This is a genomic window from Vagococcus humatus (genome assembly GCF_003950325.1).
GTDB classification, from domain to species: domain Bacteria; phylum Bacillota; class Bacilli; order Lactobacillales; family Vagococcaceae; genus Vagococcus_C; species Vagococcus_C humatus.
In genome coordinates this window covers 210,670-226,806 of sequence record NZ_PXZH01000001.1, presented here as the reverse complement: position 1 = coordinate 226,806, position 16,137 = coordinate 210,670, and the positions used below count along the sequence as shown (strand labels likewise).

14 protein-coding genes are annotated in these 16,137 nt (G+C 36.0%); all 14 read right to left on the bottom strand.

The window, feature by feature from the left end; translation table 11 throughout:
- Window positions 1–16 precede the first annotated feature (16 nt).
- Window positions 17–1,684, bottom strand: a complete 1,668-nt coding sequence (locus C7P63_RS01085) for a glycoside hydrolase family 13 protein (RefSeq protein ID WP_125942312.1) — start codon at window positions 1,682–1,684, stop codon at window positions 17–19.
- 26 nt (window positions 1,685–1,710) lie between these two features.
- Complete coding sequence (locus tag C7P63_RS01080) at window positions 1,711–2,541, bottom strand: PTS system mannose/fructose/sorbose family transporter subunit IID (RefSeq protein WP_125943048.1); 831 nt, start codon at window positions 2,539–2,541, stop codon at window positions 1,711–1,713.
- Window positions 2,542–2,559: 18 nt separating this feature from the next.
- Complete coding sequence (locus tag C7P63_RS01075) at window positions 2,560–3,384, bottom strand: PTS mannose/fructose/sorbose/N-acetylgalactosamine transporter subunit IIC (protein WP_125942311.1); 825 nt, start codon at window positions 3,382–3,384, stop codon at window positions 2,560–2,562.
- Window positions 3,385–3,399: 15 nt separating this feature from the next.
- Window positions 3,400–4,362: a PTS sugar transporter subunit IIAB gene (locus C7P63_RS01070; RefSeq protein ID WP_125942310.1), complete on the bottom strand. Its 963-nt coding sequence runs from the start codon at window positions 4,360–4,362 to the stop codon at window positions 3,400–3,402.
- 134 nt (window positions 4,363–4,496) lie between these two features.
- Window positions 4,497–5,483: a LacI family DNA-binding transcriptional regulator gene (locus C7P63_RS01065; RefSeq protein ID WP_125942309.1), complete on the bottom strand. Its 987-nt coding sequence runs from the start codon at window positions 5,481–5,483 to the stop codon at window positions 4,497–4,499.
- A 124-nt stretch (window positions 5,484–5,607) separates the two neighbouring features.
- Window positions 5,608–5,955, bottom strand: coding sequence for a 50S ribosomal protein L19 (gene rplS / locus C7P63_RS01060; protein WP_125942308.1), 348 nt, complete (start codon window positions 5,953–5,955; stop codon window positions 5,608–5,610).
- A 127-nt stretch (window positions 5,956–6,082) separates the two neighbouring features.
- Window positions 6,083–6,832 (bottom strand): tRNA (guanosine(37)-N1)-methyltransferase TrmD, encoded by a 750-nt coding sequence (trmD, locus tag C7P63_RS01055; RefSeq protein ID WP_125942307.1) that lies wholly within the window; start codon window positions 6,830–6,832, stop codon window positions 6,083–6,085.
- The gene (gene rimM / locus C7P63_RS01050) at window positions 6,822–7,349 is read right to left on the bottom strand and encodes a ribosome maturation factor RimM (RefSeq protein WP_125942306.1); all 528 of its coding nucleotides are present in this window, start codon (window positions 7,347–7,349) and stop codon (window positions 6,822–6,824) included. Before rimM ends, trmD begins: the two co-directional genes overlap by 11 nt.
- Window positions 7,350–7,426: 77 nt before the next feature.
- Window positions 7,427–7,672 carry a KH domain-containing protein gene (locus C7P63_RS01045; protein WP_125942305.1) on the bottom strand — a complete coding sequence of 82 codons (246 nt, stop codon included), beginning with the start codon at window positions 7,670–7,672 and terminating at the stop codon, window positions 7,427–7,429.
- Between the two features lie 13 nt (window positions 7,673–7,685).
- Window positions 7,686–7,961: a 30S ribosomal protein S16 gene (rpsP, locus tag C7P63_RS01040; RefSeq protein ID WP_125942304.1), complete on the bottom strand. Its 276-nt coding sequence runs from the start codon at window positions 7,959–7,961 to the stop codon at window positions 7,686–7,688.
- A gap of 129 nt (window positions 7,962–8,090) precedes the next feature.
- Window positions 8,091–8,864 carry a pyruvate formate-lyase-activating protein gene (gene pflA, locus C7P63_RS01035; protein WP_125942303.1) on the bottom strand — a complete coding sequence of 258 codons (774 nt, stop codon included), beginning with the start codon at window positions 8,862–8,864 and terminating at the stop codon, window positions 8,091–8,093.
- 85 nt (window positions 8,865–8,949) lie between these two features.
- On the bottom strand, window positions 8,950–11,196 hold the full coding sequence (pflB, locus tag C7P63_RS01030) for a formate C-acetyltransferase (RefSeq protein ID WP_125942302.1): 2,247 nt from the start codon (window positions 11,194–11,196) through the stop codon (window positions 8,950–8,952).
- 306 nt (window positions 11,197–11,502) lie between these two features.
- Window positions 11,503–13,974, bottom strand: a complete 2,472-nt coding sequence (gene parC, locus C7P63_RS01025) for a DNA topoisomerase IV subunit A (RefSeq protein WP_125942301.1) — start codon at window positions 13,972–13,974, stop codon at window positions 11,503–11,505.
- Window positions 13,975–13,990: 16 nt separating this feature from the next.
- The gene (parE, locus tag C7P63_RS01020; protein ID WP_125942300.1) at window positions 13,991–16,018 is read right to left on the bottom strand and encodes a DNA topoisomerase IV subunit B; all 2,028 of its coding nucleotides are present in this window, start codon (window positions 16,016–16,018) and stop codon (window positions 13,991–13,993) included.
- Window positions 16,019–16,137 lie beyond the last annotated feature (119 nt).

Genomic DNA, 16,137 nt, shown 5'->3' with positions numbered 1-16,137 from the left:
ACTCCTTACTACAAGATTAGACTTTTTCAGAAATCACTTCTAAAATAAAACTCTCATAAGGCTGAAGTGGTGCTTGTAAATCACTGCGAACTTGATTCTGGATGATAAATTGAGATTGATCAGGTAATATACTGCTTATGTCCTGTTCTTCTTCAGACAAATTACCAATCACTAACCATGTTTTTTGCTGGTCTTGACGTTTATAAGCAAAAACTGCTGGATGATCAGGTAATAATAATTCATAGCTGCCCTCTTTTAAAATTGGTTCTGTATGCCGAAGATGAATTAACTGCTGATAATAGTTAAAAATTGATTTAGTTGCTTGTCTATCTTTAACTACATTAATACTTCGGTAATTTGGATTGACAGAAAGCCAAGGTGTCCCTGTTGTAAAGCCTGCTTGCTTACTATCATCCCACTGCATAGGTGTACGGGCATTATCTCGGCTGACTTTATGCACGGCTTTTAAAAATTCTTCTTCACTGATACTTTTCTGCTCTTTTACAAAATACTGATGATTTCCTCGGAGTTCAATGTCTACATACTCATCCAAATTAAATTTAGGATTAGTCATACCAATTTCTTCCCCTTGGTAAATATAAGGGGTTCCTTTCATGCCATGTAAAAGAGTAGCAAAAACAGTAGCTGATTCATAGCGGTAAGTAGTATCATTTCCCCAACGAGAAATAATTCTAGCTCGGTCATGATTTTCAAAATATAAAGCATTCCATCCTTGTTCAGCTAACTCTGATTGCCACTCACTCATTATTCTTTTTAAAGCGACAAAATCAGGTGCTTGTAACGCCCAACGCCCATTGATATCTCCTTTTTTTCTATCAATGTGCATGTGTTCAAAAGTAAAAATCATGTCTAATTCTTCTCGGTTAGGATCCACTAATAAATGAGCATCTGAAGCAGTAGCAGCAGGCGCTTCTCCCACACTCATCAAATTTAAAGGAGCCAGTACTTCTTTGTTCATTTCATGAATAAATTCATGCATTCTTGGACCATTTTGTTGATTAACCGTTGTGTAGGGTTGCGGATTATCGTTAAAACCCCAATCTTTTGAAATCGAGGTAATCACATCCATACGAAATCCGTCTACCCCTTTTGCTTGCCAATATCTCATCATGTCATAAATACTTTGACGAACTTTAGGATTTTCCCAATTTAAATCTGGTTGTTCTTTGGCATAATAATGCAAATAGTATTGTTGTCTTATAGGATCAAATGTCCAAGCAGACCCGCCAAAATTAGACCCCCAATTATTTGGAGCACTACCATCTGGCTTAGGATCTTGCCAAATATAATAGTCACTATAGGGATTGTTTTTAGATTGTCGACTTTTTTGAAACCATTCACATTGATCTGAAGTATGATTTGCCACAAAATCCATAATAATTTTGATATCAAGACGATGTGCTGCTTGAATCAAACGTTCCATATCTTGATTATTCCCAAACATCGGATCAATTTGGTAGTAGTCTGAAATGTCATAGCCATTATCGATTTGAGGAGAAAGATACACTGGACTAAGCCAAATACCATCTATGCCTAACTCTTTTAAATAAGGTAATTTTTCTTCCACCCCTTTTAAATCTCCTATACCATCTCCATTACTATCCTTAAAACTTTTAGGATAAATTTGATAGATAACTCCATCTTTCCACCATTTGCTACCCATTATTTTCCCCTTTCTTACATCTTCCACTAAGCAATCCCTAATACAGATAGCATAATGCCTAGTATAATAATGCCCACAATTAAATAGTTAATGGAAATCTGTTTCTTTTTCAATAAATAAAAACTAAACAATGTAATAGATAAAGGAATAAGTCCAACAAAAATTTGATCCAACATCTCTTGGATGTTCATCACGACTTCCCCGTCCATTACCATGTTCCACTTAATATCTAACACTACCATCTGACTAGTCATAGCCCCAACCATGGCCAGTCCTACAATGCTAGCTGCTTTAGTTAAAATATTGATTAAACCATTTTCGTATAAATTAGAAATATAATTAGAACCTAGAGTGTACCCAAGTTCTCCTCCTTTAAAGCGTAACCACTGAACAGGTAAATTAAAAAGAGCCAAAAATACGATAGGGGCAAATACATTGCCTGCTTGTGCTAAACTCACTGCAATACCTGCTGACAGAGTTCTTAACACTCCCCAAAAAACTGAATCCCCAATTCCTGCTAAAGGTCCCATTAAACTTGTTTTAATACCATTAATCGACTCAGAATTAAAATCATCTTTTTCACTATTTTCTTTTTCCATAGAAGCAACTACCCCTAATATAAAGGGATACATGGCAATATTTGTATTAAAATAAGACATTTGACGCACCATGGCATCTTTCCTTTTCTTTTCATCCCCTTTATAAAAAACATCTAAAAAGGGCTGCATAGCATAAGAAAAACCGGAAGCTCCTTGTTTAGAAGGAGTTACAGCTGCATATAAAGTAAATGAGCGCCAGTATAGTTGTTTCAATAATGTCTTTTCTGTTGGTGTATGGGTGTTGATATGCTGTGTCATTGTCATATTTCCTCCTAATTATTTAAAAAATTCATCTACTTCAAGCTCTGCTGCCGTTTTTTGACTAGCATTTTGTGCAGTTGGTACACTAGTTAACTGTTGCTTAATTTTTTTCAAATCAATATCACGACTAGCTGTGACAATAGCAATAATTAAAGCTAAAACCGCTACTGCAATCAGTGGTGTTTTAAAATAGGCAATTAAAATAAAGCCTAAAAAGTAATATACTCCAACTTTTTTATCCCATAAGATTTTTAATAACATGGCCATTCCCACTGCTGACAATAAATTTCCAGCTATGCTCAAGCCATGAACAATCACTTCTGGTATTTGTTCTAAAACTCTTTGAGTCGCTTTTGAACCAAATAAAATAGCAAAGAAAGGAATTAATGAATAGATAAACCACTGTAGTCCCCACAAGCCAAAATGAAGTTTCGCTATTCCTTGGCTGTCACCATTTTCTGCCAGTTTATCAAATTTCACTGCAAAAGGACCGACAACTGCTACATATAGTAAAGTTTTTATTTGTAAGCCAATAATACCTAAAGGAATAGCAATAGGAATGGCTACTTCCACCCCAGCATGCATATTAATCGCAAAAGCAGTGGCTAAAGCAGTAGCTAAACCTGGTTCTGCAGAACTAGCCCCACCAATATTAATGACTCCCATAAAAATAGTTTCTAAAGCCGCCCCAATTAATAAACCAGTTTGGATATCTCCAAGTAATAACCCTAATAAAGGACCGATTACAATAGGTCGACCTAACATAGTAAAGCCTAATAACTCTTGACCACCCACTGTTAAAAAGACTACTAAGGCAACAATAAATGCTTCTAATAACATAATTTTTTCTCTCCTCTAATTTTCTAGAAATGTCTGAGCTAATTCTTTTTTGTCTGATGGTACATTTTGTAAGGCAGTTTCAGGATAAATAGCAACTAATTCTGCTAATGATTGACGTTCTTCAGCTGTTAACATAACAAATTGAGTTAAGGTTTCTTTCTCACCTGTGACTGCTTTTCCCACGTTGCCGATATTAATATAACTCATATTAGGCACTTGTTCTGCTAACCTTACAGCATCTTTAATTGTTTTAACTAACACCAATAAACGTTTATTAGGAGCTCGTAAATCCTGCAAAATTTCCCCTGCTTCATCAACTGAACGAATTAGTACCTTAATCCCTGATGGAACTGCCATTTTTAATGCCATTTGTTGTGTATCATTTTGAGATACTTCATCGTTTGCTACTAAAATCCCTTCTAAATTAAGGGCTTTAGACCAAACCATAGCAATCTGGCCATGTATTAATCGTTCATCTACTCTTAAAGTAGTTGGCATAATACCATTTGCTGCTAATGGTTTAGTTTCTTCTTTTTCCGTTAAGTCTGTCGTTAACTGATTGTCATTTTTGGGAGCATTCTGCTCAAGCTTTTCTTTTGGTTCAACTAATTGCATCGCTTCTTGACCCTTTTCAATAAATTGTTGCAAATTTTCTCTTGTATAAGTATCAGCCCCGTAAATAATTTCAAGCATAACTGGTAAATTAAACCCTGCTACAATAAACATTTGAGGATAACCCTCTGCCGCTAAAGTAAATTTTTGATTCACACTGCCTCCATACATATCGGTAAACACCACAACTTGATCCTCATGACTTAATGAAGATACATAAGTATTGATTTGTTCACCTATATCTTTTTCTCCTTCAATATAAGCACTCATATAGGTAATATCTAAATCATTTCCTACAAATAACTCCAAGGTTTGCCTCATGCCTTTTGCCAAGGTTCCATGTGAAGCGATTACAAACTTTTTCATGCCAACTCTCCTTTTATTTGGAACGTTCCAAATACGTTGCTAGAAAATCCAAATAACCGCTAAACGCAATTATTTGGAACGTTCCATATTTATGTACTTACTTTACTATAAAACTTAGCCATTTGCAAATTTTTTTAACGAGTTGTTAATCCTTCCAAATAAGATACAGGTAATAAGATAGGATCCACTGTTTTTTGATTAGGGTGTTCTAATGACTGTTGCAAGATACTCACACACTGTTTAATAATATCAGACACAGGTTGTCTAATGGAAGATAAGTAGGCAGGTTGTTCTGGATACATGCGGCCACCATCAAAGCCTATGATTTGGATATCAGCTGGAACATCATAGCCTAATTGCTTTAAAATACCTACTGAAAAATCAGCGTATTGATCAGCTACTGCGAAAATACCATCATAAAGACAAGTCTGTTGATACTGAGTTTCTAAGAATTGACGTAATTCAGGATAAAAATTTTCTTCATGTTGGTAGGATTCAAATTTTGTAACTGAAATATCGTTCTTTTCACAATAATCCATAAATCCTTGAACACGAACGCCGTAATTTACTAAACTTTTGGATGTTGTCCGAGTAATGACAAGAAAATTCTTCGCTTGTTTTTTATGTAACAGACGAGCTGCTAATTGTCCGCCTGCATAATTATCTGAGGATATACAGGGAATATGAGGAGCTAATCGTTTTTCAATCGAAACAATCGGAACGTCTGTGGTTAAATAAGGACCTAACTCACTATAGGAAATGGTAATGATTCCTGCTACTTTTTGTTCTTTTGCCATTTGAATATAGTCTAATTCTTCTTCAATTTGATTGTTAGAATTACATAGCAACATTTTAAACCCTACTTGATTAAGGGCTTGTTGCATACCATAGACTAATTCTGAAAAAAATGGAGTTCTTGTTGTCGGTAAAATAAACACAACAAGATTGGATCTTTGTAATTTTAATTGTCTAGCAGTGATATTAGGGACATAATTCAACTCATCAATCGCCGCTTGAATTTTTTTTTGCGAAGCTTCTTTTACCTGGACTCCGTTCACATAATTCGAAACAGTCCCTCTAGAAACCCCTGCTAATTTGGCCACATCATTCATTGTTGGCATGAGATTTCCTCCTTTGTCTATCATCCGTATATTCATTATAAAAGAGTCTTTAAAAAAATCAATTCCTAAGCAAAATAAAAAAAGCCTTTGGAAAATTCCAAAGGCTTTTAATTGCTTCTGATAATTAGCGACGAATTTCTCTAATTCTTGCTGCTTTACCATGACGATCGCGAATGTAGTAAAGTTTAGCACGACGAACGCGGCCTTGACGAACTACATCGATTGTTTCAACACGTGGTGTGTGTACAGGGAATGTACGTTCTACCCCAACACCGTTTGAAATTTTACGAACAGTGTAAGTTTCGCTAATGCCTTGGCCTTGGCGTTTAATACATACACCTTCGAAAATCTGGATACGTTCACGAGTACCTTCCACAACTTTCGCATGCACACGTAATGTGTCACCAGGGCGAAAATCTGGAATGTCTGAACGTAGTTGTTCTTTTGTAATTTCTGAAATTAATGGATTCATTTTATCCGTCTCCTTGTACTGAACATTCTTGCGTTAAAGTAAAATCGCAGCGGAATGTTGTAATAGGTGAGTGAAACACTCACTTGAAAAGTATAACATAAACTTAAAATGAAAGTAAAGTCTTTTATTAGTCTTTCATTTTATTCTCTTCTTTTTTCACTTCATCTAGCATTTTTTCCATCTCACTAGTGAAAGTCAACGTTTCTAGTAAATCAGGTCGTCTTAAATACGTCCGTCTTAAAGACTCTTTTAAGCGCCACTGTTCAATTAATTTATGGTTGCCATTAGTTAAGACCTCTGGCACCGTTAACCCGTTATAATCTGCAGGACGAGTGTATTGTGGATGCTCAAGCAATCCAGTAGAGTGAGAATCTGTTTTAGCAGACTCATCATTCCCTAAAACTTCTGGTAATAAACGGACAGTGGCATCAATCATCACCATAGCTCCTAGCTCTCCACCTGTTAGCACGTAATCTCCTAAAGAGACTTCATCTGTGACCAATGAACGAATCCGCTCATCATAGCCTTCATAGTGGCCGCAAATAAAGATTAAATGTTCTTCCTCAGAAAATTCTTCCGCTAACTTTTGGTTAAAGGGCTTGCCTGCTGGATCAAGTAACACCACGCGTTTTTTGGTTGTAGGGTGTTTTTCTTCAATGCTAGTTAAAGCATCTGCAATGGGTTGAACTTTTAACAGCATGCCTGCGCCACCACCATATGGATAATCATCCACCTGTTGATGCTTATTGGTTGAAAAGTCTCTAAAATTGACCACATTTATATCCAGTAAGTTTTTGTCTTGGGCTTTCCCTAAAATAGACTCTGTTAAAGGTCCTTCAAACATTTTAGGAAACAAAGTCAATACATCAATCTTCATCGTCAATTAACCCCTCTGGTACTTCTACAAACACTTCTTTATTCTGAACATCTACATGTTTAACAACAGACTCAATATAAGGCAGTAACACATCTTTTTTATTTTCTCGTTTAACTACCCACACATCATTGGCTCCAGGTGCTAAAATTTCACTAATCTCACCTAGTTTTTCATTGTGTTCATCCCAAACTGTTGCCCCGATGATTTCATAGTAATAAAATTCATGGTCAGATAATGCATGTAAATCAGATTGAGCAATTTTTAACACACCATCTCGGTATTTTTCTACGTCATTAATTGATGGGTGGTCTTTAAAACGAACAATGTCAAAGTTTTTATGCTGACGATGACTATCTACCACTAAGGGAATCGGTTTGGCTTGATTTTTTTGAAATAAAAAGAGGGTTTGTCCTTTTTGATACCGTTCTTTAGCAAAATCAGTTTTGGAAATAACTCGTACTTCTCCTTTAATTCCTTGGGTATTAACGATTTTTCCTACTGTTAAATAATCTTCCATGGCTATCTCCTTTTGTAATCCAGATAACTTCTAACTAATAGAAAACTCTCAAACACTAAGTATTTGAGAGTTTTAGTCTATTTGTCGTCTAAAATATTCAGGCGAACTTTTTTAGGTCCTTTGACACGGACACTATAGACAATCGTCCGAATAGCTTTTGCCACTCGACCTTGTTTGCCAATAATTCGTCCAATATCATCAGGATGTACAGATAAGTTATACTCGTAAAAATCTTTTGATTCTACGATATCTAAGGTTACCTGTTCAGGATGACTGACTAATGGTCGCACAATGGTTAATACCAATTCTTTGACATCTGTCATAACTCAGCCCACCTTATTTTTTTTCATATTTTGCTTCATGATGTTTTTTCATAATGCCTTCACGTGAAAGGATATTACGAACTGTATCAGAAGGTTGAGCTCCTTTAGCTAACCAATCTAACACTAAGTCTTCTTTAATAGTAACTAGTGCTGGATCAACTAATGGATTGTATGTTCCAATTGCTTCGATGAAACGTCCGTCACGAGGAGAACGTGAATCAGCAACTACAATACGATAGAAAGGTTTCTTTTTAGAACCCATACGTTTTAAGCGAATTTTAACTGACATGTTTTGATGTCACCTCCATATTTTTTCTCACAAATGATAGTTTAGCAGTTTTTCTCCGACTTGTAAAGTGTTTTTTCTTTACAGCCTAAAAAAAATAAAGACTTCCTCATAGAAGCCTTTATTTTCAAGTTATTCTTGGGATTGTCTAGCCAAATAACCTTTATAATCTTGAACATGAAGTAAGTTACGAGCATTTTTCACGCGCTCTTGGCTAGGAGATTCAATTCCTTTTAATGGATACTCTAACCCTAGCTCTTCCCATTTATACACACCCATAGTGTGATAAGGAAGCACCTCAACTTTGTCTACATTATTCAAGGTTTTAATAAAGTCATCTAAACGAATCAGATATTCATCGTAATCACTACGTTCAGGAACCAACACATGACGAATCCAGACTGGTTTATTAATTTCAGATAAATAACGAGCCATTTCAATGATACTATCATTTGGATTTTGCGTTAAAATTTTATGTTGCTCATTATCAATGTGCTTAACATCAAATAAAATTAAATCTGTATAAGTCATTAGTTCATTAAATTGACTAAAGAAAGGTTCTTCCCGAGTAAAAGGACGACCACAAGTATCAATCGTAGTATGAACGCCTTCTTTCTTGGCTTTTTTAAACAGATCAATTAAAAAGTCCATTTGGAGTAAAGGTTCTCCCCCACTAACAGTGATTCCACCGTCTTTTCCCCAATAACTTTGATATTTTAAAGCTTCTTCAAGTAAACTGTCCGTTGTTCTTTCATGTCCTCCGCCAATTTTCCAAGTATCTGGGTTGTGACAAAATTGACAACGCATACGGCAGCCTTGGGTAAAGATAATAAAACGAACACCTGGTCCATCAACGGTTCCAAAGTTTTCTGTTGAATGAATTCTACCTATTACTGGTTCTGTCATATGTTTTCCTCTTTTCTTAGGCTTCAAGTTTAAAAAGAAGAGGTGACAGATTGCCACCCCTTCTTAAAAAGTTGTTCCTTATTTATTACATAGATTCATGTGAAGTTCTTGAGATAACGTCTGCTTGTTGTTCAGGTGTTAAATCTCTAAATTTAACAGCGTATCCTGATACACGAATAGTTAAGTTAGGATATTTTTCTGGGTGTTTTTGTGCATCTAATAATAAGTCATTAGAGAACACGTTCACGTTAATGTGGTAACCACCTTTGTCAAAGTATCCATCTAAAACGTTACGTAAGTTATCCACTCTTGTATCATCTTCTTTACCTAAAGCGATTGGGTTGATTGTTTGAGTATTTGAAATACCGTCCAATGCGCATGAGTAGTCAAGACGAGATGTTGAGTTTAATGAAGCAAGTAGTCCATGTTTTTCACCTAAGTATTTACCATCGCGGTAACTTGGGTTAGCACCTGGAGCTAATGGTTTACCTGCACGACGTCCATCTGGTGTATTACCTGTAGCTTTACCATACACAACATTTGATGTAATTGTCAACAATGACGTAGTAGGGCGAGAGTTACGATAAGTATGATGACGTTTAATTTGATCCATGAAGTAGTTTAAGATCCAGTTAGCCATGTCATCTGCTTCTTTTTGATCATTTCCGTAAGTAGGGAATTCTTTAGTTGGTTTGTAGTCAATTGCTAAACCATCTTCGTCACGAATAATTTCTACTTCACCATATTTAATAGCCATTAAGCTATCAGCAGCATGTGAAATTCCAGCAATACCTGTTGCGAATGTACGGTTTAAGTTAGTATCCATTAAAGCCATTTGAGGAGCTTCATAGGCATATTTATCATGCATATAGTGGATAACGTTTAATGTGTTAACGTACAATTCAGCTAACCAATCTAACATATCTTTGTAGCGTTCGATAAATTCGTCAAATTCTAATTTATCACCAGTGATTGGACGGTATTTAGGTCCCACTTGTTTTTTAGTTTTTTCGTCGATACCACCATTGATTGCGTATAAAGCAGCTTTAATCAAGTTAGCCCGAGCACCAAAGAACTGCATATCTTTACCAACAACTGTTGCAGATACACAACATGCAATCGCACAGTCATCTGATCCCCAGTTTTTACGTAGTAAGTCATCATTTTCAAATTGGATAGATGAACTTTGTTTAGCAATTTTAGCTGCATAAGTTCTGAATCCTTTTGGTAAATGAGAAGAATATAAAACAGTTAAGTTTGGTTCTGGTGATGGTCCCATGTTAGTTAAGGTGTGTAAAATACGGAAATCATTTTTAGTAACTAATGAACGTCCGTCAACACCCATACCAGCGATAGATAATGTTGCCCAAATTGGGTAACCTGAGAATAATTCATTGTATTCAGGTGTACGAGCAAATTTAACCATACGTAATTTCATAATTAAGTGGTCAATTAATTCTTGCGCTTCGTTTTCTGTAATCACACCATTTTCTAAGTCTCTTTGAATATAAATATCCAAGAATGCTGAGATACGTCCAATAGACATAGCTGCACCATTTTGAGATTTAATTGCTGATAAGTAACCGAAGTAAGTCCATTGGATTGCTTCACGAGCGTTAGCAGCTGGTTTAGAAATATCAAAGCCATATGAAGCAGCCATTTCTTTCATATCAGCTAAAGCACGGATTTGTTCATTCACTTCTTCACGTAAGCGAATCACATCATCTGTCATTTCTTTATAACCAACGTGTGCTAAGTCATATTTTTTCTGTTCAATTAAGAAATCAATTCCGTAAAGAGCAATACGACGGTAGTCACCGATGATACGGCCACGGCCATAAGCATCTGGTAAACCAGTAATAATTTTGTTAGAACGAGCTGCTCTCATTTCAGGTGTATATGCATCGAAAACACCTTGGTTATGAGTTTTTCTCCATTCTGTAAAGATTTTTTCCATGTCGTCGCTTGTTTCGTAACCATTTGATTTTAGTGCGTTTTGAGCCATTTTGATACCACCAAATGGCATAAATGCTTGTTTCAATGGCACATCTGTTTGTAGTCCAACGATTTTTTCTTCATCTTTAATTAAGTAACCAGGACCATGTGAAGTAATGGTTGCTGGAATATCTTTGTCCATGTCGTAAACACCATTGTTTTGATGTTGTACTTCAAATAATTCTTGTAATTTTGTCCATAATTTGTCAGTGCTTGGAGCTGCAGGTTCTAAGAATGAATCGTCTCCAGTATATTCAGTATAGTTATCTTGGATAAAAGCTCTTGTATTAATTTTGTTTCTCCAGCTTTCGCCTTTAAACCCTTTCCATTGTTCCATGAATATGCCTCCTAAAAGTTCTTCTATGTCTCACCTTTTCTTAAGGTGTAACAGCTTTACAAACACAGTATAACACAAGATAAAAAAATCACAAGTATTTCGTGAAACTTTTTCTTATATTTTTTTATTTTAACTAAAAAACTCTTTAAAACCTTGATGTTAAAAGGTTTATATTTTGTAATAACTTTAATATAACAATATCTATCAGCTGTGAAACTGTATTAATATAGCTCTTATCTGTACTATAACAGACCTAAAAATTGTTATAAAAAAAGGAACACTCGTTATAGAATGTTCCTTTTTTCACTAACTTTTTTCACTGTTTTCTTGTCGTAACTCTTGTATATCAAGGGTTTGGAAGACTTCCACAACTTCTCCCTCTTTATCTTCGTTTGTTACGAATGAACCGTTACTTGTTCGGTCACTTATTGGAAAATCATTTTCTTCAATTGAATGGAATTGATAATCAGCCGTCATTAAAGTCAATTGATCCCTTGATTCTCCCATGTAACGAATTTCATGAGGTTGATTTTTTAAGGTGCGAATAACCATCAACCCTCGTTTTGCTCGGGTCAATTGTTCAATTTCTTCTGCTCGCATCCGTTTAACAGCTCCCCGCTGAGTCACAATGGTAATAGGGGTGGGTTCTCCTTCTCGGAGTAAAATACCATTTACCACTTGATCTCCTTCACGTAAGTTCATAGACTTAACCCCGGCAGCTCTAGCGCCTACGACAGTAACCTCAGACAGATTAAACCTTAACGCGAATCCTCTAGCACTGACTAAGAACACATCTTGCTTACTATCCTCAGGTACTAGATACACATTAACTAAGCGTTCGTCTGCTTGTTTTAAGTTCATACACATAGTTCCTCGGCTCTTATACGTTCGCCAAGGAGCAAATTCAGATACTTTGGTCTGCTTAATCATGCCATTTTTAGTCACGAATAAAAAGTGTTGTTTAGGATCCATCTCGTGATAATCAAACACTGCTAAAATATTTTCATCTGCGTCTAAACCATTAATTACTTGAGATAAATGTTCTCCGACCTCTTTCCATTTTAAATCTGGCAACTCATGAACAGGGCGGTAGAGCATCGTGCCTTTATCTGTCACCATTAACAAATGATCTAAGGTGCTTAATTCTTTGGCAAAGACTAAATGATCGGTATCTTTCATGCCAATCTCTTCAGGTTTAGAGGCTGCATAAGAACGGGTACTACTACGTTTCCAGTAGCCTTCTTTGGTAATAGTTACAATAACATCTTCTTCTGGTACTAAGACTTCCGTTTCTACCACTATTTCTTCAATCTCTGCTTCAATCGCTGTTTTACGAGGATGTGCATATTTTTTCTTAATACTTCTTAGTTCACTTTTCATAACTTTAAACAATTCTTTTTCATTGTCTAAAATTAATTGTAGTTCTTGAATTTTATCTTGTAACTGGCTAGCTTCTTTTTGAAGAGCCGTTACATCTGTATTGGTTAACCGGTACAATTGTAAAGAAACAATGGCTTCTGCTTGATCCTCTGTAAAACCAAATAATTCCATTAAATGTGTTTTAGCAGATTTTTTATCCTTACTCTTTCGAATGGCGTGGATAACTTGATCTAGTATGGATAAAGCTTTAATCAATCCTTCTACAATATGAGCTCGTTTTTGAGCCTTTTGTAGCTCAAATTGACTGCGTCTTGTAATCACCATTTTTCTATGACTCACATAGGCTTCTAACATGTGTTTTAAACCTACTTGTTTAGGTCGTTGCTCGTCAATCGCTACCATATTTAGATTATAATTAATTTGAAGGTCTGTGTTTTTTAGTAAGTAGTTTAAAATTCCTTCGCTACTAGCTTCTTTTTTAAGTTCAATCACAATTCTTAACCCTGTCCGGTCTGTTTCGTCTCGAACTTCTGCAATTCCTTCAATTTTTTTAGTTAAGCGAATTTCATCCATTTTTTTAACTAAGTTTGCTTTATTCACTTCGTAAGGTATTTCCGTGACCACAATTTGTTCTCGGCCACCCTTCATTTTTTCAATGGCAGTTTCAGAACGTAACACTACTCGGCCTTTACCAGTTTCATAAGCTTTTTGCATCTCTTTTGCTCCCTGCAAAATGCCTCCTGTAGGAAAATCTGGTGCTGGAATATAGGTCATTAGTTTTTCAGTGGTCGCTTTAGGATGATCAATTAAGTAAATAGTCCCGTCAATGACTTCGCCTAAATTGTGTGGAGGGATTTCTGTAGCGTAACCAGCTGAAATCCCAGTCGATCCATTGACTAACAAGTTAGGAAATTGAGCAGGTAACACAGTAGGTTCTTTTTCTGTATCGTCGAAATTCCAAACAAATTCTACGGTTTCTTTCTCAATGTCTGCTAACAACTCACTACTTAATTCTGATAAACGAGCTTCTGTATACCGCATAGCCGCTGGCGGATCTCCGTCCATGCTCCCGTTATTTCCATGCATTTCAATTAAAATTTCAGACAATTTCCAGTCTTGACTCATTCTGACCATGGCTTCATAAATACTGCTATCTCCATGAGGGTGGTAGTTCCCCATAATATTCCCTACGGATTTAGCTGATTTACGAAACCCTTTATCAAAAGTATTGCCGTCTTTATTCATCGCATATAGAATTCGGCGCTGAACCGGTTTTAACCCATCTCTTATATCAGGTAAAGCCCGTTCTTGAATGATATATTTAGAGTACCGCGCAAAGCGGTCTCCCATTACATCTTTTAACGCTAATTCTTGAATCTCATTTGAATGATTGTTCATACTTCAATTCTTCCTCTCATTCATCACTTTCATCAAATAAACTAATTTCTTGAATCTCTGGTAAATTTTCAGGGACGTTAGCTGGCGCATCTACGACAGAATGATCTAAAATGCTACCATCTTCTTCTAGGGTAAAGGCCACATTTTGTTCAATCCAACGGCGTCTTTTATCTACCTTGTCTCCCATTAAAGTAGAAACTATTTTTTCATTACTACCAGAAGTGCCATCATCTTCATCTAAGGTTACTCGAATTAACGTTCGCGTTTCTGGGTTCATCGTCGTTTCCCATAGTTGATCCGCATTCATTTCCCCTAGTCCTTTGTAACGTTGTAGAGAATAGCCTTTGCCGTATTTTTTCGTTAATTGAGCCAATTCTTCCTCTGTCCAGGCATAATCTAGTTTCTTACCTTTTTCAATTTTATACAAAGGTGGCAAAGCAATATAGACTTTACCTGCTTCAACTAGTGGTGTCATGAACCGGTAAAAGAAAGTTAATAACAAGGTTTGAATATGAGCCCCGTCTGTATCCGCATCGGTCATAATAATGACTTTATCATAGTTACAATCTTCTAGTGAAAAATCAGGGCCATAGCCGGCTCCAATGGTATAAATCATCGTATTAATTTCTTCATTTTTTAAAACATCTTGAAGTTTTGCTTTTTCCGTATTAATTACTTTACCTCGTAACGGTAAAATAGCTTGGAATTTGCGGTCTCGGCCTTGTTTAGCAGAACCTCCTGCAGAGTCTCCCTCCACTAAATACAATTCATTTTTTTTAGGGTTTCTAGACTGAGCTGGAGTTAATTTACCAGATAAAAGAGACTCCCCTTTTTTCCGTTTTTTACCTGTTCGGCTTTCTTCTCGAGCTTTTCTAGCAGCCTCTCTTGCTTCTCTAGCTTTTAAGGCTTTTCTAATTAGCTCTTGACTCATATCATTGTTTTCTTGTAAGAAAAACACTAATTGTTCACTAATCACATTTTCAACCACAGTTCGAGCTAACGGAGTACCTAGCTTACCTTTTGTCTGTCCTTCAAACTGTAATAAATCTTCTGGGATTCTCACTGAGATAATGGCTGTCAATCCTTCTCTAAAATCAGTCCCGTCTAAATTTTTATCCTTTTCTTTTAACAGTCCAGATTTTCTAGCGTACTCATTAAAAGACTTAGTTAAAGCAGTTTTCATCCCTACTTCATGTGTTCCACCATCTTTAGTTCGCACGTTGTTAACAAAGGATAAAATACTTTCTGAATAGCCATCATTGTACTGACAAGCAAACTCTACTTCAATAGTTTCTTTCATCCCTTGAAAATAGATAACAGGAGTTAACGCATCTTTCTCCTCATTTAAATAGCTAATAAATTCTTTAATCCCTTCTTCATAGTGAAATACCTCTTCAACAGGCTCTTCATTGCGTTCATCTCTTAAAGTGATTTTCACATCTTTTAATAAAAAGGCAGACTCTCGTAAGCGCTCTGCTAAAACTTGATAAGAAAATTGAATAGTAGAAAAAATAGTATCATCTGGTAAAAAATGAATATAGGTGCCATTTTTTTGACTAGTTTTTCCAAGTTTACGCAAACCGCCTTCAGGTTTTCCTCCCTCTACAAACTTTTGTTCATAGCTGATACCCTCTCGGACAATCCGAACAATTAACCATTTAGACAAAGCATTGACCACACTAGCTCCTACCCCGTGAAGACCACCAGAGGTTTTATAACCACCTTGCCCAAATTTTCCGCCAGCATGTAACACAGTAAAAATAACTTGCACAGTGGGAACACCTGATGTATGCATTCCTACTGGCATTCCTCTACCATAATCTTGCACGCTAATACTATTATCCTGATGAATAGTGACGTCAATTTCATTTCCGTAACCTGACAATGCCTCATCTACTGCATTATCTACAATTTCATAAACTAAATGATGTAGTCCTCTAGCATCGGTTGAGCCAATATACATTCCTGGACGTTTTCTAACTGCTTCTAATCCCTCTAACACTTGGATGGAAGCATCATTGTATTCTACTTGTTTTTTAACCATGCATCTAACTCCTTATATAGATTATCAGTGTCTATCTACACAAATACTTGTCTCATAATACGCTAAAATAATTTATTTGCAAAGTAGCAGTTAACAGGTTATCTATTTCATAAAAAAAG

What these genes read in the sequence shown, in the direction of transcription:
- C7P63_RS01085 (WP_125942312.1), bottom strand. Translation starts at nt 1,684, where the DNA reads ATGGGTAGCAAATGGTGGAAAGATGGAGTTATCTATCAAATTTATCCT.
- C7P63_RS01080 (WP_125943048.1), bottom strand. Translation starts at nt 2,541, where the DNA reads ATGACACAGCATATCAACACCCATACACCAACAGAAAAGACATTATTG.
- C7P63_RS01075 (WP_125942311.1), bottom strand. Translation starts at nt 3,384, where the DNA reads ATGTTATTAGAAGCATTTATTGTTGCCTTAGTAGTCTTTTTAACAGTG.
- C7P63_RS01070 (WP_125942310.1), bottom strand. Translation starts at nt 4,362, where the DNA reads ATGAAAAAGTTTGTAATCGCTTCACATGGAACCTTGGCAAAAGGCATG.
- C7P63_RS01065 (WP_125942309.1), bottom strand. Translation starts at nt 5,483, where the DNA reads ATGCCAACAATGAATGATGTGGCCAAATTAGCAGGGGTTTCTAGAGGG.
- rplS (WP_125942308.1), bottom strand. Translation starts at nt 5,955, where the DNA reads ATGAATCCATTAATTTCAGAAATTACAAAAGAACAACTACGTTCAGAC.
- trmD (WP_125942307.1), bottom strand. Translation starts at nt 6,832, where the DNA reads ATGAAGATTGATGTATTGACTTTGTTTCCTAAAATGTTTGAAGGACCT.
- rimM (WP_125942306.1), bottom strand. Translation starts at nt 7,349, where the DNA reads ATGGAAGATTATTTAACAGTAGGAAAAATCGTTAATACCCAAGGAATT.
- C7P63_RS01045 (WP_125942305.1), bottom strand. Translation starts at nt 7,672, where the DNA reads ATGACAGATGTCAAAGAATTGGTATTAACCATTGTGCGACCATTAGTC.
- rpsP (WP_125942304.1), bottom strand. Translation starts at nt 7,961, where the DNA reads ATGTCAGTTAAAATTCGCTTAAAACGTATGGGTTCTAAAAAGAAACCT.
- pflA (WP_125942303.1), bottom strand. Translation starts at nt 8,864, where the DNA reads ATGACAGAACCAGTAATAGGTAGAATTCATTCAACAGAAAACTTTGGA.
- pflB (WP_125942302.1), bottom strand. Translation starts at nt 11,196, where the DNA reads ATGGAACAATGGAAAGGGTTTAAAGGCGAAAGCTGGAGAAACAAAATT.
- parC (WP_125942301.1), bottom strand. Translation starts at nt 13,974, where the DNA reads ATGAACAATCATTCAAATGAGATTCAAGAATTAGCGTTAAAAGATGTA.
- parE (WP_125942300.1), bottom strand. Translation starts at nt 16,018, where the DNA reads ATGGTTAAAAAACAAGTAGAATACAATGATGCTTCCATCCAAGTGTTA.